Source organism: Devosia sp. Leaf420, from assembly GCF_001425445.1.
In the GTDB taxonomy this organism is placed as follows: Bacteria; Pseudomonadota; Alphaproteobacteria; order Rhizobiales; family Devosiaceae; genus Devosia.
Window position 1 is genome coordinate 240,277 of record NZ_LMQU01000013.1, and the last position, 14,272, is coordinate 254,548.

A 14,272-nucleotide genomic window follows, 5' to 3' on the forward strand; every position below is an offset into this window, starting at 1 on the left:
CATGGCCACGACGCCGCTCGGCGAAGACAACTACCCCGATCCGTTGGTTTCTGCTGCCAAGGGCGGTGCCGGTCTCTGGCGCGTCGCGGCGCTGGGGCTTGTTCTGGTCGGCGCCGCGGTTGCCTTTGCGCTCTTTGGTGAGCGGGTCCCGGCCGAAGTGGTCATGACTTTTGTGGGGCTGCTGGCCGTCGCCGGAGTCTTCTTCCTCTTTGGCTTGGCTGCCGGGCTGTTCCGCTTCGCGGCGTCCGAAGAGCGCCGGACGATCGCCCGAGCTGTGGTCGATACGGCTGCACGCGGGATCGTCGTGGCCGATCGCGATGGCAAGATCGCCTATGTGAATTCGCACTATGGCAATTTTAATGGAGCGCTGACCAATGGCGTGCCCGTCAGCCTGCCGCGCCTTTTCGCCGGACAGGCCGATGCCGGCGAGGCCATTTACCGGCTTACCCGCGCCGCCAAGGATGGCCGTAATGCAATCGAGGATTTGCGCATCGTCGGCGGCCTCGGTGGGTCGCAGACCGAGAGCGCTCGGGCCTTCTGGTATCGCATTTCCGTCCGGCCGCTGCCAGCCACCGATGAGACGACCAAGCCGATGGTCGTCTGGACCGTCGAAGACATTACGCGCGACCGCGAAAGCAACGAAACCGCTTTCCTCGATCTCCAGCGCGCCATCGATTATCTCGATCATTCTCCCGCCGGCTTCTTCTCCGCCGATGCTCAAGGCCGCATCCAATACCTCAACTCGACGCTCGCCGATTGGCTGGGCTACGACCTTGCCGAGTTCAACGCCGGTCATTTGAGCCTTGGCGATGTGGTCCGTGGCGATGGTGCGACGCTCCTGATGCGCGGCCGTCGCGATGGCGAAATCCACACCGAGATCATCGATATCGACCTCGTGCGCCGCAATGGCACCGCCTTGCCGGTTCGTATGTTGCACCGCGCCGCGCGTCTTGCTGATGGCGAATTGGGCGAGACGCGGACCCTCGTCCTCGATCGCTCCAGCGCCCCCGAAAGCGAAGAAGAACTCCGCGCCGCCGAAGTCCGCTTCTCGCGCTTCTTCAACGACACGCCTTTCGCCATTGCTACCCTCGATGGCCAAGGCCGCATTGTGCGAACCAACGCTCCATTCGGGCGCATCTTCCGCTGGTCTGGCGAGGAAAAGAGCTTGGAACTGCAGCCGATGCATGACCTCATCGGCGAAGGCAGCCGCGACAAGCTTATGCGCGCACTGTCCGACGCTACGGCACAGCGCAGTGAAGTCGAACCCGTCGACGCGCAGTTGAGCGTCGAAGGCGAGCATGCCGTCAGGCTCTATATCTCCGCGTCCGAAGTCAGTGCCGGCTCACCTGAGCAGATCAACGTCTATGCGCTCGATATGACCGATCAGCGCAAGCTCGAAGCCCAGTTCGCTCAGAGCCAGAAGATGCAGGCGGTCGGCCAGCTTGCGGGGGGCGTCGCGCACGATTTCAACAATCTGCTCACCGCCATCATCGGCTTCTCCGATCTCCTGCTGCTCAAGCACAAGCCGGGCGATCCGTCGTTCAGCGAACTCATGCAGATCAAGCAGAATGCCAATCGCGCTGCCGGTCTTACTCGTCAGCTACTCGCCTTCTCGCGCCGCCAGACTTTGCGCCCGCAAGTGCTCGAACTGCCGCTGATCGTCGATGACCTCACCGTGCTGTTGAAGCGCATGATCGGCGAGAAGAACAATCTGACGGTCGAGCACGGCCGAAATATCTGGCCAGTCCGTGCCGACGTGGTGCAGCTCGAACAGGTCATCATTAATCTCGTCGTCAATGCGCGCGACGCCATGCCCGATGGTGGCTCGATCACAGTCCGCACCAACAACATCACCGAAGACGAAGCCCGCGACCTCAAGTTCGATGGCATGGCCGCTGCAGACTATGTCCTTATCGACGTCCAGGATACGGGCACCGGCATGAGCCCCGAAGTCATGGCGAAAATCTTTGAGCCCTTCTTCACCACCAAGGAATTGGGCAAGGGCACAGGCCTCGGCCTCTCGACGGTCTACGGCATCGTCAAGCAGACCGAAGGCTTCATCTATCCCGTCTCGGTTGTCGGCGTCGGCACGACCTTCAAGATTTTCCTGCCGCGCTATGTCCCGACCGCGGAAGAGACCGCGGCCAAGGTCGCCATCGCCACGGCGCCGGCCAAGGACCTCACCGGCCACGAACGCATTCTCCTTGTCGAAGACGAGGAAAGCGTTCGCGCCTTCTCGGCCCGCGCACTGCGCACCACCGGCTATGAAGTCTTCGAAGCCGATGGCGGCGAAGAGGCGCTCGAAGTGCTCGAACACCTCGATTACAAGGTCGACCTCATCATTTCCGACGTCGTCATGCCGGAAATGGACGGGCCGACCATGCTCAAGGTCATCCGCGAAAAGATGACGAACCTGAAAATCATATTTGTGTCGGGTTACGCCGAAGAAAGCGTGCGCCGCGATATCGAGGATGATCAGAGCGTCGACTTCCTGCCAAAACCCTATTCGCTCGACCAGATCAATTCCAAGGTCAAGGAAGTGCTTCGGCGCCAGGACAAGACTGACGGCTAGGGCAGGGCGCAACATCGCCCTGCCACCTCAGTTCGGAGCTTTCATGAACCACCAAAACCGCATCGAAGGCCCGAACGAATATAACGTCCTCGGCGAAGCGCTGCAGCCGTGCTCCGACGATCCTCTCACGGGCTTCTTCCGCACCGGCTATTGCGCGGCTGGCCCAGAAAACTCGGCCGTGCATCTTGTCTGCATCGAAGCCACAGCCGAGTTCCTCGCCTATTCCAAATCCGTCGGCAACGACCTCTCGACGCCACGCCCCGAGTTCGGCTTTACCGGCATCGTCCCCGGCAATCGCTGGTGCCTCGTCGCCGCCCGCTGGCTGCAGGCCCATGAAGCCGGCAAGGCGCCACGCATCCATCTCCGCGCCACCAACCGCAAGGTTCTCGACCTCGTTCCGCTAGACATTCTGAAGCGTTACGCAATCGACTTGAACTGACGCATCAACCTCAGTCGTATGCCCGTAGTTCGTCGTAAGATACCATCACATGCTCGCGGAAAGCCTGCCGCTGCGTGAGTTGGTGATAATAGCGCTCGATATTGGGCCAGCTTGGTCGCGGAATATCGATGTCGAAATAGCGATAGAGCACGTGTCCAAACTGGATATCGGCGAGCGTAAAATCGCCGCCCGCCATAAATGTATGCCGCGCCAACTGCGCCTCGGCAATCGCGAGGATTGCATGCAGCTTTTCAAGCGCCGCTGCGATCGCCACGGGATCACGCCGTGACGGCGCCGTCCGTACCACGCGCCAAAATACCGGGGCCGTAAAAGCCAGCGTCACATTGATCTTGGCCCACTCTGCCCACTGATCCACCGGCGCCCGCACTGCCGGATCGCTCGGCCAAAACGGAGCATCGCCGTAGCGCCCCGCGAGATAACGCAAAATGGCGCCCGTCTCCCAGATAGGCTGATTGAGCCCATCCTGCAGCACTGGCACCGTCCCATTCGGGTTTATCGCCAAAATTCCGGCGTATCATTGCCGCCGAAGCGATGCCCGACATCGTAGCGCTCGTAGGGCAGCCCGAGTTCGCCGATGCACCACATCAGCGCCTGCACATTCGACGATGTCTTGCGCCCCCAGACTGTCAGCATGTGATGGCTCAGGCGGTTCCGCCCGGTATCGGCGTCCCCTCGGCCAATAGACCCTTCTCCGCTAGCGCGGTCCACAACGCGTCTGGGATCTTCGCATCCCACCAATTCAAAATGCCATCCAGCTCCTCGGGAGAGCGAGGACCCGGCAGCACATTGCACACGGCCGGATGGGTCAGCGGAAACTGCAGCGCCGCCGCGGGCAGTGGCACGCCGAACTCACGACACACGGCCTCGATCCCGCGAACCTTGGTGACGATCTCTTCCGGCGCGCGCTCATAATTGAACTTGTCGCCGCCAACCAGAATGCCGGAATTGAACGGTCCGCCGACGACGACCGACGCCTTGCGCGCGATACAGGTCGAGAGGAATGGCTCCAGCGAAGTCTGTTCCAAGAGCGTATAACGCCCGGCAAGCAGGAACACGTCCCAATCACCAAGCGCAAAGGCGTCCATCAACACCTGCCACTCGTTGACGCCGAGCCCGATCGCCTTGATCACTCCGCTATCGCGGAGCTCGCGCAGCGCCTTGTACCCGCCGCTCGCCAGTTGCGCCCAGAGCGGCTTGTTGCCCTCAACCCCATGCGTCGCTGTGCCGATATCATGGACATAGACGATATCCACACGGTCGAGCCCCAGCCGCTGCAGGCTATCTTCGAACGAGCGCATCACGCCATCGTAGGTGTAAACGTAGTGCTGATCGAATGGCAGGGGATCGACCCAGTTGCCTTTGTCCTGCCGGTCTGGCGAAACCGGCTTGAGCAACCGCCCGACCTTGGTTGACACCACGGGTCGAACCGCTGCTTCGCGCAGCACGTCGCCGACGAGATGCTCCGATCGCCCCAAGCCATATTGCGGCGCGGTATCGACATAGGTGATGCCCTTGTCGAGCGCGTGTTGCACCGTGGCTCGAGCCTGGTCAGCCGGCACGCGCGAGAAAATCCCGGCCAGCGATGCGCAGCCAAGCCCCAGTGTCGTCACCTCGAGCGCCGTCTCGCCCACGCGCCGCGTGTCAAACCCGCTGGTCACCAGAAACCTCCCTTAACTCCCTCCAAAACAACTGACATGTTAGTTGCGGCGAGTAAAGTGCAGCGCCCTTCGACAAACAAAAAGGCCCCTCGCTTTTCAGCGAGAGGCCCGATTTCAGTCTTGCTAGACCCTCAGTAGAGCCCGCTGATCAGCACTGGCTTTTCCTGCTCGAGACGCACCGGATTGCGCAGCGGCAAACCGAACTGGCCTTCTTCGATTTCGAAGATGTCGTTTTCCTTGGTCGAAATGCCATCCGCAAAGCTCAGCGTCGCCGTCCCGAACATATGGACATGCACATCGCCTGGCTCACGGAAGAGGCCATATTTGAAGTGGTGATATTCGAGGTTGGCGATGGTGTGGCTCATATTGTCCTCGCCGGAGAGGAATGGCTTTTCCCAAAGCACTTCGCCGTCGCGACGAATGCGCGACATGCCTTCGATATGATTGGGCAGATCGCCAACCCGCAGTTCCGGCCCAAAAGAGCAGGCGCGCAGTTTGGAATGCGCCAGGTAGAGATAGTTGATCCGCTCGGTCACGTGGTCGGAAAATTCGTTGGCGAGCGCAAAGCCAAGGCGGCGCGGCTGGCCATTGGCGCCGATCAAATAAATGCCGGCGATTTCAGGCTCTTCGCCCGCGTCGAGCGCAAAGGAGGGCGAGGGGATCGGATGGCCTGGATTGGAAACAATATGGCCATTGCCTTTATAGAACCATTCGGGCTGCACGCCCTTTTCGCCGCCAGTTGGCTTGCCGTTTTCCAGCCCCATGCGGAACATTTTCATGCTGTCGGTCAATTCGCCCGCCGGCTTTTCACCATTGCTCTTGTGCATGGCGTCGCGCGTTGCGGCCGATCCGAGATGGGTCAGGCCAGTACCAGTTACATGCATATGCGTCGCGTCGGGGTGATCGATAGGAGCCAGCAACCGGCCCTCGGCCAAAAGGGCGGCCTTATCTACAGTGCCACAAAGACCACGCGCATCGATCGCGGCCGATAGACCGCCAAGGCCCGCCAGGGCTGCCTGAGCCAGTTCATAGACACTGCTGACGCCCTCGACCTTGCGAGTCGCTCCGTCGCGCGTCACGCCCACGGCGCGGGTGCCATTGTCATCGAAATACTGGATAAGGTGCATGACTTTCCTTGCCTCCTGGGGCCTTCGGGAGCTTGGCAGGCATAAAGCGCAACCAGTCGCAGCATGTCTAGTCAAAAATCATACTTTTGAGACTCGCGGTCCCAATCATCCGCAGAATCATCACACAAGGTCGCATCGGTCAATCTAAATGTTCTCTTTTTGTACCTTGACAGCAATGAAACATAATGAGAACAAATACAGCACGACTTGTGGACATTGATCTCTCGACCCAGCGCGTTGCGTGGTCCTCGAGAGCGTGAAATAAGGAGAGAAATCATGGCTAGCTCGCCGCTTCGCGTTGTTGAGGGTGGATCGATGGATAAAGACAAGGCTCTTGCGGCAGCGCTGAGCCAGATCGAGCGGAATTTCGGCAAGGGCTCGATCATGCGCCTGGGCGAAAATTCCGCAATCGAAGTGGAATCGATCTCGACCGGCTCGCTCGGTCTCGATATCGCGCTTGGTATTGGCGGATTGCCCAAGGGCCGTATCGTCGAAATCTTCGGGCCGGAAAGCTCGGGCAAGACGACGCTGGCTTTGCATGTCATTGCCGAAGCGCAGCGCAAAGGGGGCATCTGCGCCTTTGTCGACGCGGAACATGCGCTCGATCCGGTCTATGCGCGTAAGCTCGGCGTCAATGTCGATGACCTGTTGATTTCCCAGCCGGATGCCGGCGAACAGGCGCTCGAAATCACCGACACGCTGGTCCGGTCCGGTGCTATCGACGTTCTCGTCGTCGACTCGGTTGCAGCGCTCACCCCGCGCGCCGAACTCGAAGGCGAAATGGGTGATGCGCTTCCAGGCCTTCAGGCCCGCCTGATGAGCCAGGCCATGCGCAAGCTGACCTCGTCGATTTCGAAGTCCAAGTGCCTCGTTATCTTCATCAATCAGATCCGTATGAAGATCGGCGTGATGTATGGTTCGCCCGAAACCACGACGGGCGGTAATGCGCTGAAATTCTATGCTTCGGTTCGTCTCGATATCCGCCGCATCGGCGCGCTCAAGGATCGCGAAGAAATCGTTGGCAACCAGACCCGCGTCAAGGTGGTCAAGAACAAGCTTGCTCCGCCGTTCCGTCAGGTCGAATTCGACATCATGTATGGCGAAGGCATTTCCAAGACTGGCGAATTGCTCGATCTCGGCGTCAAGTCCGGCATCGTCGACAAATCTGGTGCCTGGTTCTCCTGGGATAGCCAGCGCCTGGGGCAGGGCCGTGAAAACGCCCGTCAGTTCCTCAAGGACAATCCGGAGATTGCCAACACGATCGAGCAGGGCGTCCGCGAGAGTTCGGGCCTCCTTGGCGAAGTCTTGCTCGTGGCCGGTGGCGAGGAAGACGCCGGCGACGAATAAAGCCTCCACAAAAGTCCCATGCATACTTTTTGACCCTCGCCATCGGCGGGGGTCTTTTTCTAGGGCGAGTTGTAATTGGCAGTTGGTCCGATGCTGCTCTTCTCCTTGTGGTGAGGAAACAAGTGCTGATGTATCGGCATCAGCCACCCCAACCTTCTCCCATCCCAATATCGCCGCAATGCTGGACATTTCCGTCATTCGCACGATAGAAAGCCACGTTTCTTTCTGGACGCGCCCGCGTTCTGTTCGTCATGAAAGCCTGTTGATGACCAGCGTAAACGATCTCCGCTCGAGCTTTGTCGATTACTTCGCCCGCAATGGCCACGAAGCCGTCGCCTCGAGCCCGCTCGTGCCGCGCAACGATCCGACGCTGATGTTCACCAATGCCGGCATGGTGCAGTTCAAGAATGTCTTTACGGGTCTTGAAAAGCGCCCCTATTCGACGGCGACGACGGCCCAGAAGTGCGTGCGTGCCGGCGGCAAGCATAACGACCTCGACAATGTTGGCTTTACTGCGCGCCACCACACATTCTTTGAAATGCTGGGCAATTTCTCGTTCGGCGACTATTTCAAACCGCAAGCGATCGAGCTCGCCTGGAACCTTCTCACCAAGGACTGGGGCCTTTCGCGCGACAAGCTGATGGTCACTGTCTATCAGGACGATGACGAAGCGCTCGAACTCTGGAAGAAGATCGCCGGTCTTTCCGAAGACCGCATCGTGCGCCTCGGCGCCAAGTCGAATTTCTGGCAGATGGGCGATACCGGTCCCTGCGGTCCGTGCTCGGAAATCTTCTATGACCATGGTGACAAGGTCTGGGGCGGCCCTCCGGGCTCGCCGGATGAAGATGGCGATCGCTGGATCGAAATCTGGAACCTCGTCTTCATGCAGTTCGAACAGCATTCCGATGGGTCCCGCACCGGCCTGCCGCGTCCGTCCATCGACACCGGCATGGGTCTCGAACGCGTTGCTGCTGTCATGCAGGGCGTTCACGACAATTACGACATCGATCTCTTCAAGGCGCTGATCTCGGCCGCCGCCAATGCCACGAATGCCGACGTCGATGGTCCGGACAATCGGAGCCTCCGCGTCATTGCTGATCACCTCCGTTCGATGAGCTTCCTCATTGCCGAAGGCGTACTGCCCTCAAATGAAGGCCGCGGCTATGTTCTTCGCCGCATCATGCGCCGCGCCATGCGTCACGCAACCCTTCTGGGCGCGAGCGAACCGACGATCTACAAGCTCGTCCCGGCGCTCGTTCGGGAAATGGGCCAGGCCTATCCCGAACTTAGCCGCGGCGAAGCCATGATCGCCGAGACCGTTCGCCTCGAAGAAGGTCGCTTTCTCAAGACGCTTGGCCGTGGCCTGCAGATTCTTGAATCGGAAACATCCGGCCTCGGCGAAGGTGATGTGCTCAACGGCGCAGCCGCTTTCAAGCTCTATGATACCTATGGTTTCCCGCTCGATTTGACGCAGGACGCCCTGCGTTCGCGCAATATCACGGTCGATCAGGCAGGGTTCGACGCTGCCATGGCCCAGCAAAAGGCTGAAGCCCGCAAGAACTGGGCTGGCTCGGGTGAAGCGGCCACCGACACCGTCTGGTATGGTCTTGCCGACAAGCTCGGACCGACAGAATTCCTCGGCTACGAAACCGAGACGGCCGAAGGCGAGATCAAGGCATTGCTGGTCGATGGCGCAGAAGTCGCTGAGATCGCTGCCGGTCAGGACGGCGTCGTCGTCGTCAACCAGACCCCATTCTATGGCGAGAGCGGCGGCCAGGTCGGCGACTCCGGCGTCATCAAGGGCGAAGGCTTTGCTGCCGACGTTCTCGATACCGGCAAGCACCATGGCGTCTTCAGCCACAAGGTGAAGGTCACCGAAGGCACCCTCAAGGTCGGTCAGGCTGTCGAGCTCGTCGTCGATCACGAGCGGCGCTCCTCGATCCGCTCCAACCATTCGGCCACCCACCTGCTGCACGAAGCCCTGCGCCTCGTGCTCGGCGACCACGTCGCGCAAAAGGGGTCGATGGTGTCCTCCGATCGCCTGCGCTTCGACTTTGTGCACACAAAGCCGATGACCCCGCAGGAAATCGCCCAGGTTGAGGATATCGCCAACACGATCATCCTTCAGAACACCGCGGTCGAAACGCGCCTTATGGGCGTCGATGAAGCCAAGGAATCGGGTGCGCGCGCTCTCTTCGGCGAGAAGTATGGCGATGAAGTCCGTGTCGTTTCCATGGGCGAGCCGACCGGCAATGGCCTCGGCTGGTCCGTCGAACTTTGTGGCGGCACGCATGTGCGTCGCACCGGCGATATTGGTCTTGTTTCGATTGTTACCGAGACCGCCTCGGCCGCAGGCGTCCGCCGCATCGAGGCTTTGACCGGCAAGGCCGCGCGTCATCGCGGCAACACCAATGTCAACATTGTCTCGTCGGCTGCAAGCCTTCTCCGCTCCGGCACGCATGAAGTGCTCGAGCGCATCGAAGCCCTGCAGAACCAGATCAAGAGCGCGGAAAAGGCCCTGAGCGACGCGCGCCAGAAGCTGGCGCTCGGCGGCAGCGGCGAAGGCGGCAGTGCCACTGAAACTGTCAATGGTGTCACTTTCGTCGGCCGCGTCGTTGAAGGCGTCGCCGCCAAGGATATCAAGACAGTCGTCGACGCCGAAAAGAAGCGCATCGGCTCCGGCGTCGTTGTCATCGTTCTCAAGGGCGAAGACGGCAAGGGCACCGTGGCCATCGGCGTGACGGAAGACCTCACCGGCAAATATGCCGCCGGCACCTTGATCAAGTCAGCAACCGCAGCGCTGGGCGGGCAAGGTGGTGGTGGCCGTCCGGACATGGCCCAGGGTGGCGGTCCAGATGCCTCCAAGGCCGACGACGCCGTCGCCGCTATTCGCGCCCTGATCTGATCGAACGGCAGCCTTAAACACAAAACCCCGCGCCATCGGTGCGGGGTTTGTCGTTTCTAGAACCAATTCGCCGCTGAGGACGCGTCGATGGTAACGGACTGCTACCGGATCACTCCCCAATTCGGAAGAAGAACACTCGCGGCTTCCAGCGGATCGGTCGCTTCTCGCTGAGCACATTCATGAGCCCCGCTCCGACCACGATTAGCATCCCGACGACCGCAATCCAGTCCGGATATTCGCCGAAAAAGAGCGCGCCGAACAGGATCGCCCAGATCAGCTGACTGTACTGAACCGGTGCGATCAGGTTGGCAGGCGTCTGCTTGCTGGCCTGAATGAGCAGCAGCGCACCGACACCACCGAGTAGACCAATGCCCAAAAGGATCGCCATCTGCTCCAGATTGGGTACCACGAAAGTCGGTATCATCATGAAGCCATTGAAAATTCCGGAATAGAGCACCTGCAGCCCGACAAGGCTGACGCGTCTCTCTTTGGGCGCTACATGGCGGAGCACGGTTGTTGTGACCGCGGCCAGAGCGGCAGCGACCATCATCACGTAATGGCCCATTTCAAGCTCGCGAAGACCCGGACGGATGACCAGCACGACGCCGAGGAAACTGACGAGCAGGAGCAGCCAACGCGGCACGGAAACATGCTCGTGGAGAAGCACTACCGACAGCAGGGTCACGAACAAAGGTGTTGTAAAACCAATGGCATAGACGTCGGCAAAGGCGATATGAGTGAAGGCATACATGACGCATGCTGTCGCCGAAATCGCCGTTGCGCAGCGCAGGTGCACAAGCCAGGGATGCTGCAATTTATAGATGTCGCGCCAGCGCTCGCCGCGCTTTGTCAGCAAAGCGGGAATGATCGAAAAGCTGGTGGTGAAAAACGCGATTTCGAACACCGACAGGCCGGACCCCGTCGCTTTGATCAGCGCATCGCCGATGGAATAACTGGCATAGGCCAAAAAGGCCAGAATGACGCCGACGGGCATCTCAACTACCTGACAAATCGGGGTTTGGACTCGTGAGCGAGCAATCTACCATACTAAGCTTGTTCTTCGCGGTCACGCTCTTCTAGTCTGCCTTAACTCGGGATAATCTGCCCCCGCCATTCATCCCGGCTTTAGCCGCGCAATGGCTTGGTTGGAGCATGGCGGACCGGTGACCGGCCGCTTCTGGAGGGCATGCCATGACTATGTTCAAGCGAGCCGTGCTTGGCACTATCGCCGCGCTGGGCCTGGCTTTTCCGGCTATATCGGCGGAGCGCGCCATCATCGTGCTCGATGGCTCGGGCTCGATGTGGGCGCAGATCGATGGCAAGGCGCGGATCACCATTGCGCGTGAAACGCTGGCGTCAGTTTTAGCGGATCTGCCGGACGATCTCGAACTCGGTTTCATGACCTATGGGCATCGCAAGAAGGGCGATTGCGGCGATATCGAAATGCTGGTCGAGCCAGCCGTCGGCACGGGAGCGGCGATCGCCAAAGCGGCGGATAGCATCAATCCCAAGGGGATGACGCCGATTTCCGACGCAGTAAAACTTGCGGCGGAAGACCTGCGCTACACCGAGGAAAAGGCCACGGTGATCCTCATTACCGATGGGCTCGAAACCTGCGAGGTCGATCCGTGCCAGCTTGCAAGCGAACTGGAAAAGCAGGGCGTTGATTTTACCACCCATGTCCTGGGCTTTGGTCTCTCCGATGAAGAGGGACAGCAGGTGGCCTGTCTCGCGGAAAACACGGGCGGCCAATATCTTTCTGCCGCCGATGGTGCGGGCCTTGTCGACGCGTTGACAAAGACCGTCGCGCAAGTGGTACAGGCCGAGCCGAAACCAGAGCCCGAACCAGCCCCGAAACCTGAACCGGCGCCTAAGGTCGAATACAACTTTGCGCCAACCGCGTCGCTGTCCGAAGGTGGACCGGATATTGAGGACGGTGGTCCGCTTAATCTGACCTGGCAGTGGTTCAAGGTGAACCCCGACGGCACCAAGGGCGAATGGATCGACACCGACTACTATGCCCGCTTCAAAGGGACGTTGGAGCCCGGCGATTATATCGTCACAGTCGAATATGGTTATGCCACTGCTGAACAGCCCGTGACCATCGTAGCAGATAAGGTCAACGACACGCATTTCATCCTCAACGCAGCCGTCTTCAAGCTGCATCCAAAGTCGAGCGAGGGTGCCGAGGTGAATGAAAATGCCTCAATCGGAATTCGCCACAACGGCGAAAATGTCACGACGCAATATGGCGATAAGGTCCTCGTTCTGCCCGCCGGAAAGCTAGACTTCGACGTGACGATCGGAGAGGCCACGGTGACTCGGTCGTACACGGTAAAGGCAGGCGAGACGATCGATGAAGACGTCATCGTTGGCACGGGTCTTGTGTTCTTCAAGGCTGAGTACGCGCCCGGCGTAAAGGTCGAAGATAATGACCTATACATGGAAATCTTCGATGCCAAAGTGGCGCTTGATGGCACGCGGAGTTCGATAGCCTATGGCTATGATGGCGAGCAGGATTTCGAGCTGGCGCCGGGTGACTACGTCATGGACTACAAGCTGGACGGCGCGACGGGCCAGATACCGTTCAGTGTCGCGACCGGAGAGCGGACGGATGTTCCGGTTGTGCTCGACGCAGGCGTGCTGGCGGTGACGACACCGAGCGACGACTATGTCGAATTCCGCAGCCCCACCAAAGACATCGCGGGCAATATCACGTCGTTCGACTATGGCTATGGGCCGAACGTGCAAACCACGCTCAAAGCGGGCGACTACATCGTATTTTCAGAAAAGGGTGATGTCGAAAGCGAAACGCCGGTGACCATCAAGGCGGGCGAGCGGTTCGAGTTGACCATCACGCGGCCGAAAGCCGGGGGGAAGAAAAAGTAGGGCTGTACCCCAAAAGCAAAGGCCGGATCGTGAGATCCGGCCTTTTTCAATTCAAAGCGATTAGAGCGCTTACGCCATGGCCTTCTGGAGGTTGGCGTCAATGGCGTCGAGGAAGCCGATGGTCGAGAGCCATGGCTGATCTGGGCCGACGAGCAAGGAGAGATCCTTGGTCATCTTACCTTCTTCGATGGTGTCGACGGTGACCTTTTCGAGCGTCGAGGCAAACTTGGCCAGCGCCGCGTTGTCGTCGAGCTTGGCGCGGTGTGCGAGGCCACGGGTCCAGGCGAAAATCGACGCGGTCGAGTTCGTCGAGGTTTCCTTACCCTGCTGGTGCTGACGGTAGTGGCGGGTCACGGTGCCGTGGGCGGCTTCCGATTCCACGATCTTGCCATCGGGCGTTGCCAAAACCGAGGTCATCAGGCCAAGCGAGCCAAAGCCCTGGGCCACGATGTCGGACTGCACGTCGCCATCATAGTTCTTACAAGCCCAGACATAGCCGCCGGACCACTTTAGAGCCGAAGCAACCATATCGTCGATCAGGCGGTGTTCGTACCAGATCTTCTTGGCTTCGAACTTTTCCTTGAACTCGGCTTCATAGATCTCCTGGAAGATATCCTTGAAGCGGCCGTCATAGACCTTGAGAATGGTGTTTTTGGTCGAGAGGTAAACCGGCACGCCGCGCGCGAGGCCGTAGTTGAAGCTCGAGTACGCGAAGTCGCGGATCGACTCGTCCTGGTTGTACATGGCCATGGCAACGCCGGCGCCGGGAGCCTGATAGACTTCGTGCTCGATGACCTGGCCGTCTTCGCCGGTGAACTTGATGGTCAGCGTGCCCTTGCCGGGGAAGGTGAAATCGGTGGCGCGGTACTGATCACCGAATGCGTGACGGCCGACGATGATCGGCTGGGTCCAGCCGGGAACGAGGCGCGGCACGTTCTTGCAGATGATGGGCTCGCGGAAAATCACGCCGCCAAGGATGTTGCGGATCGTGCCGTTGGGCGACTTCCACATCTTCTTGAGGCCGAATTCTTCGACGCGCTGCTCATCGGGGGTGATGGTGGCACATTTGATGCCGACGCCATATTCGCGAATGGCATTGGCCGAATCTACGGTCACCTGATCGTTGGTGGCGTCGCGGTTTTCGATCGAGAGATCATAATACTTGATGTCGAGATCGAGGTAGGGATGGATCAGCTTGTCCTTGATCGCCTGCCAGATGATGCGGGTCATTTCATCGCCGTCGAGGTCCACAACTGGGTTGGCGACTTTGATCTTGCTCATCGGATACTCCCTGAAAATCCTTGCTTTGGCCCC

At 59.6% G+C, this 14,272-nt stretch carries 11 protein-coding genes; 5 read left to right on the forward strand and 6 right to left on the reverse strand.

Annotation, left to right across the window (positions count from 1 at the left end; genetic code table 11):
- The first annotated feature begins 1 nt into the window (after position 1).
- Together cckA and ASG47_RS17035 are read left to right on the forward strand one after the other, a co-directional pair.
- Positions 2 to 2,572, forward strand: a complete 2,571-nt coding sequence (gene cckA / locus ASG47_RS17030) for a cell cycle histidine kinase CckA (protein ID WP_061911234.1) — start codon at positions 2 to 4, stop codon at positions 2,570 to 2,572.
- Positions 2,573 to 2,615: 43 nt separating this feature from the next.
- On the forward strand, positions 2,616 to 3,011 hold the full coding sequence (locus tag ASG47_RS17035; RefSeq protein WP_061911236.1) for a DUF2237 family protein: 396 nt from the start codon (positions 2,616 to 2,618) through the stop codon (positions 3,009 to 3,011).
- A gap of 10 nt (positions 3,012 to 3,021) precedes the next feature.
- Here ASG47_RS17035 and ASG47_RS17040 read toward each other — a convergent pair whose 3' ends face one another.
- The 4 genes from ASG47_RS17040 to araD1 all read right to left on the reverse strand — a co-directional run bounded on the left by ASG47_RS17040 (position 3,022) and on the right by araD1 (position 5,817).
- The gene (locus ASG47_RS17040; RefSeq protein ID WP_244487126.1) at positions 3,022 to 3,510 is read right to left on the reverse strand and encodes a glutathione binding-like protein; all 489 of its coding nucleotides are present in this window, start codon (positions 3,508 to 3,510) and stop codon (positions 3,022 to 3,024) included.
- Between the two features lie 14 nt (positions 3,511 to 3,524).
- Positions 3,525 to 3,665, reverse strand: coding sequence for a hypothetical protein (locus ASG47_RS21130; protein ID WP_244487127.1), 141 nt, complete (start codon positions 3,663 to 3,665; stop codon positions 3,525 to 3,527).
- 8 nt (positions 3,666 to 3,673) lie between these two features.
- Positions 3,674 to 4,690, reverse strand: coding sequence for an aldo/keto reductase (locus ASG47_RS17045; RefSeq protein WP_061911238.1), 1,017 nt, complete (start codon positions 4,688 to 4,690; stop codon positions 3,674 to 3,676).
- Between the two features lie 131 nt (positions 4,691 to 4,821).
- Entirely contained in the window at positions 4,822 to 5,817 is a 996-nt protein-coding gene (araD1, locus tag ASG47_RS17050; RefSeq protein WP_061911240.1) for an AraD1 family protein, read from the reverse strand.
- A 276-nt stretch (positions 5,818 to 6,093) separates the two neighbouring features.
- Here araD1 and recA point away from each other — a divergent pair, with 276 nt between their 5' ends.
- Both recA and alaS read left to right on the forward strand, forming a co-directional pair.
- A complete protein-coding gene (recA, locus tag ASG47_RS17055; RefSeq protein WP_061911241.1) occupies positions 6,094 to 7,164 on the forward strand; it encodes a recombinase RecA in 1,071 nt (356 codons plus the stop codon).
- A gap of 265 nt (positions 7,165 to 7,429) precedes the next feature.
- Positions 7,430 to 10,069 (forward strand): alanine--tRNA ligase, encoded by a 2,640-nt coding sequence (gene alaS, locus ASG47_RS17060; RefSeq protein ID WP_061911612.1) that lies wholly within the window; start codon positions 7,430 to 7,432, stop codon positions 10,067 to 10,069.
- A gap of 109 nt (positions 10,070 to 10,178) precedes the next feature.
- Here alaS and ASG47_RS17065 read toward each other — a convergent pair whose 3' ends face one another.
- Positions 10,179 to 11,063 carry a DMT family transporter gene (locus ASG47_RS17065; RefSeq protein ID WP_061911243.1) on the reverse strand — a complete coding sequence of 295 codons (885 nt, stop codon included), beginning with the start codon at positions 11,061 to 11,063 and terminating at the stop codon, positions 10,179 to 10,181.
- Between the two features lie 197 nt (positions 11,064 to 11,260).
- On the opposite strand from ASG47_RS17065, the gene ASG47_RS17070 reads away from it, so the two are divergent.
- Complete coding sequence (locus ASG47_RS17070; RefSeq protein WP_061911245.1) at positions 11,261 to 12,958, forward strand: vWA domain-containing protein; 1,698 nt, start codon at positions 11,261 to 11,263, stop codon at positions 12,956 to 12,958.
- A 69-nt stretch (positions 12,959 to 13,027) separates the two neighbouring features.
- Here the strand turns inward: ASG47_RS17070 and ASG47_RS17075 are convergent, their stop codons facing one another.
- Positions 13,028 to 14,239, reverse strand: coding sequence for an NADP-dependent isocitrate dehydrogenase (locus tag ASG47_RS17075; protein WP_061911247.1), 1,212 nt, complete (start codon positions 14,237 to 14,239; stop codon positions 13,028 to 13,030).
- Between the last annotated feature and the right edge of the window lie 33 nt (positions 14,240 to 14,272).

Coding starts and splice junctions, on each gene's coding strand:
- ASG47_RS17035 (WP_061911236.1), top strand. CDS start 2,616: ATGAACCACCAAAACCGCATCGAAGGCCCGAACGAATATAACGTCCTC.
- cckA (WP_061911234.1), top strand. CDS start 2: ATGGCCACGACGCCGCTCGGCGAAGACAACTACCCCGATCCGTTGGTT.
- ASG47_RS17065 (WP_061911243.1), bottom strand. CDS start 11,063: ATGCCCGTCGGCGTCATTCTGGCCTTTTTGGCCTATGCCAGTTATTCC.
- recA (WP_061911241.1), top strand. CDS start 6,094: ATGGCTAGCTCGCCGCTTCGCGTTGTTGAGGGTGGATCGATGGATAAA.
- ASG47_RS21130 (WP_244487127.1), bottom strand. CDS start 3,665: ATGCTGACAGTCTGGGGGCGCAAGACATCGTCGAATGTGCAGGCGCTG.
- alaS (WP_061911612.1), top strand. CDS start 7,430: ATGACCAGCGTAAACGATCTCCGCTCGAGCTTTGTCGATTACTTCGCC.
- ASG47_RS17070 (WP_061911245.1), top strand. CDS start 11,261: ATGACTATGTTCAAGCGAGCCGTGCTTGGCACTATCGCCGCGCTGGGC.
- araD1 (WP_061911240.1), bottom strand. CDS start 5,817: ATGCACCTTATCCAGTATTTCGATGACAATGGCACCCGCGCCGTGGGC.
- ASG47_RS17075 (WP_061911247.1), bottom strand. CDS start 14,239: ATGAGCAAGATCAAAGTCGCCAACCCAGTTGTGGACCTCGACGGCGAT.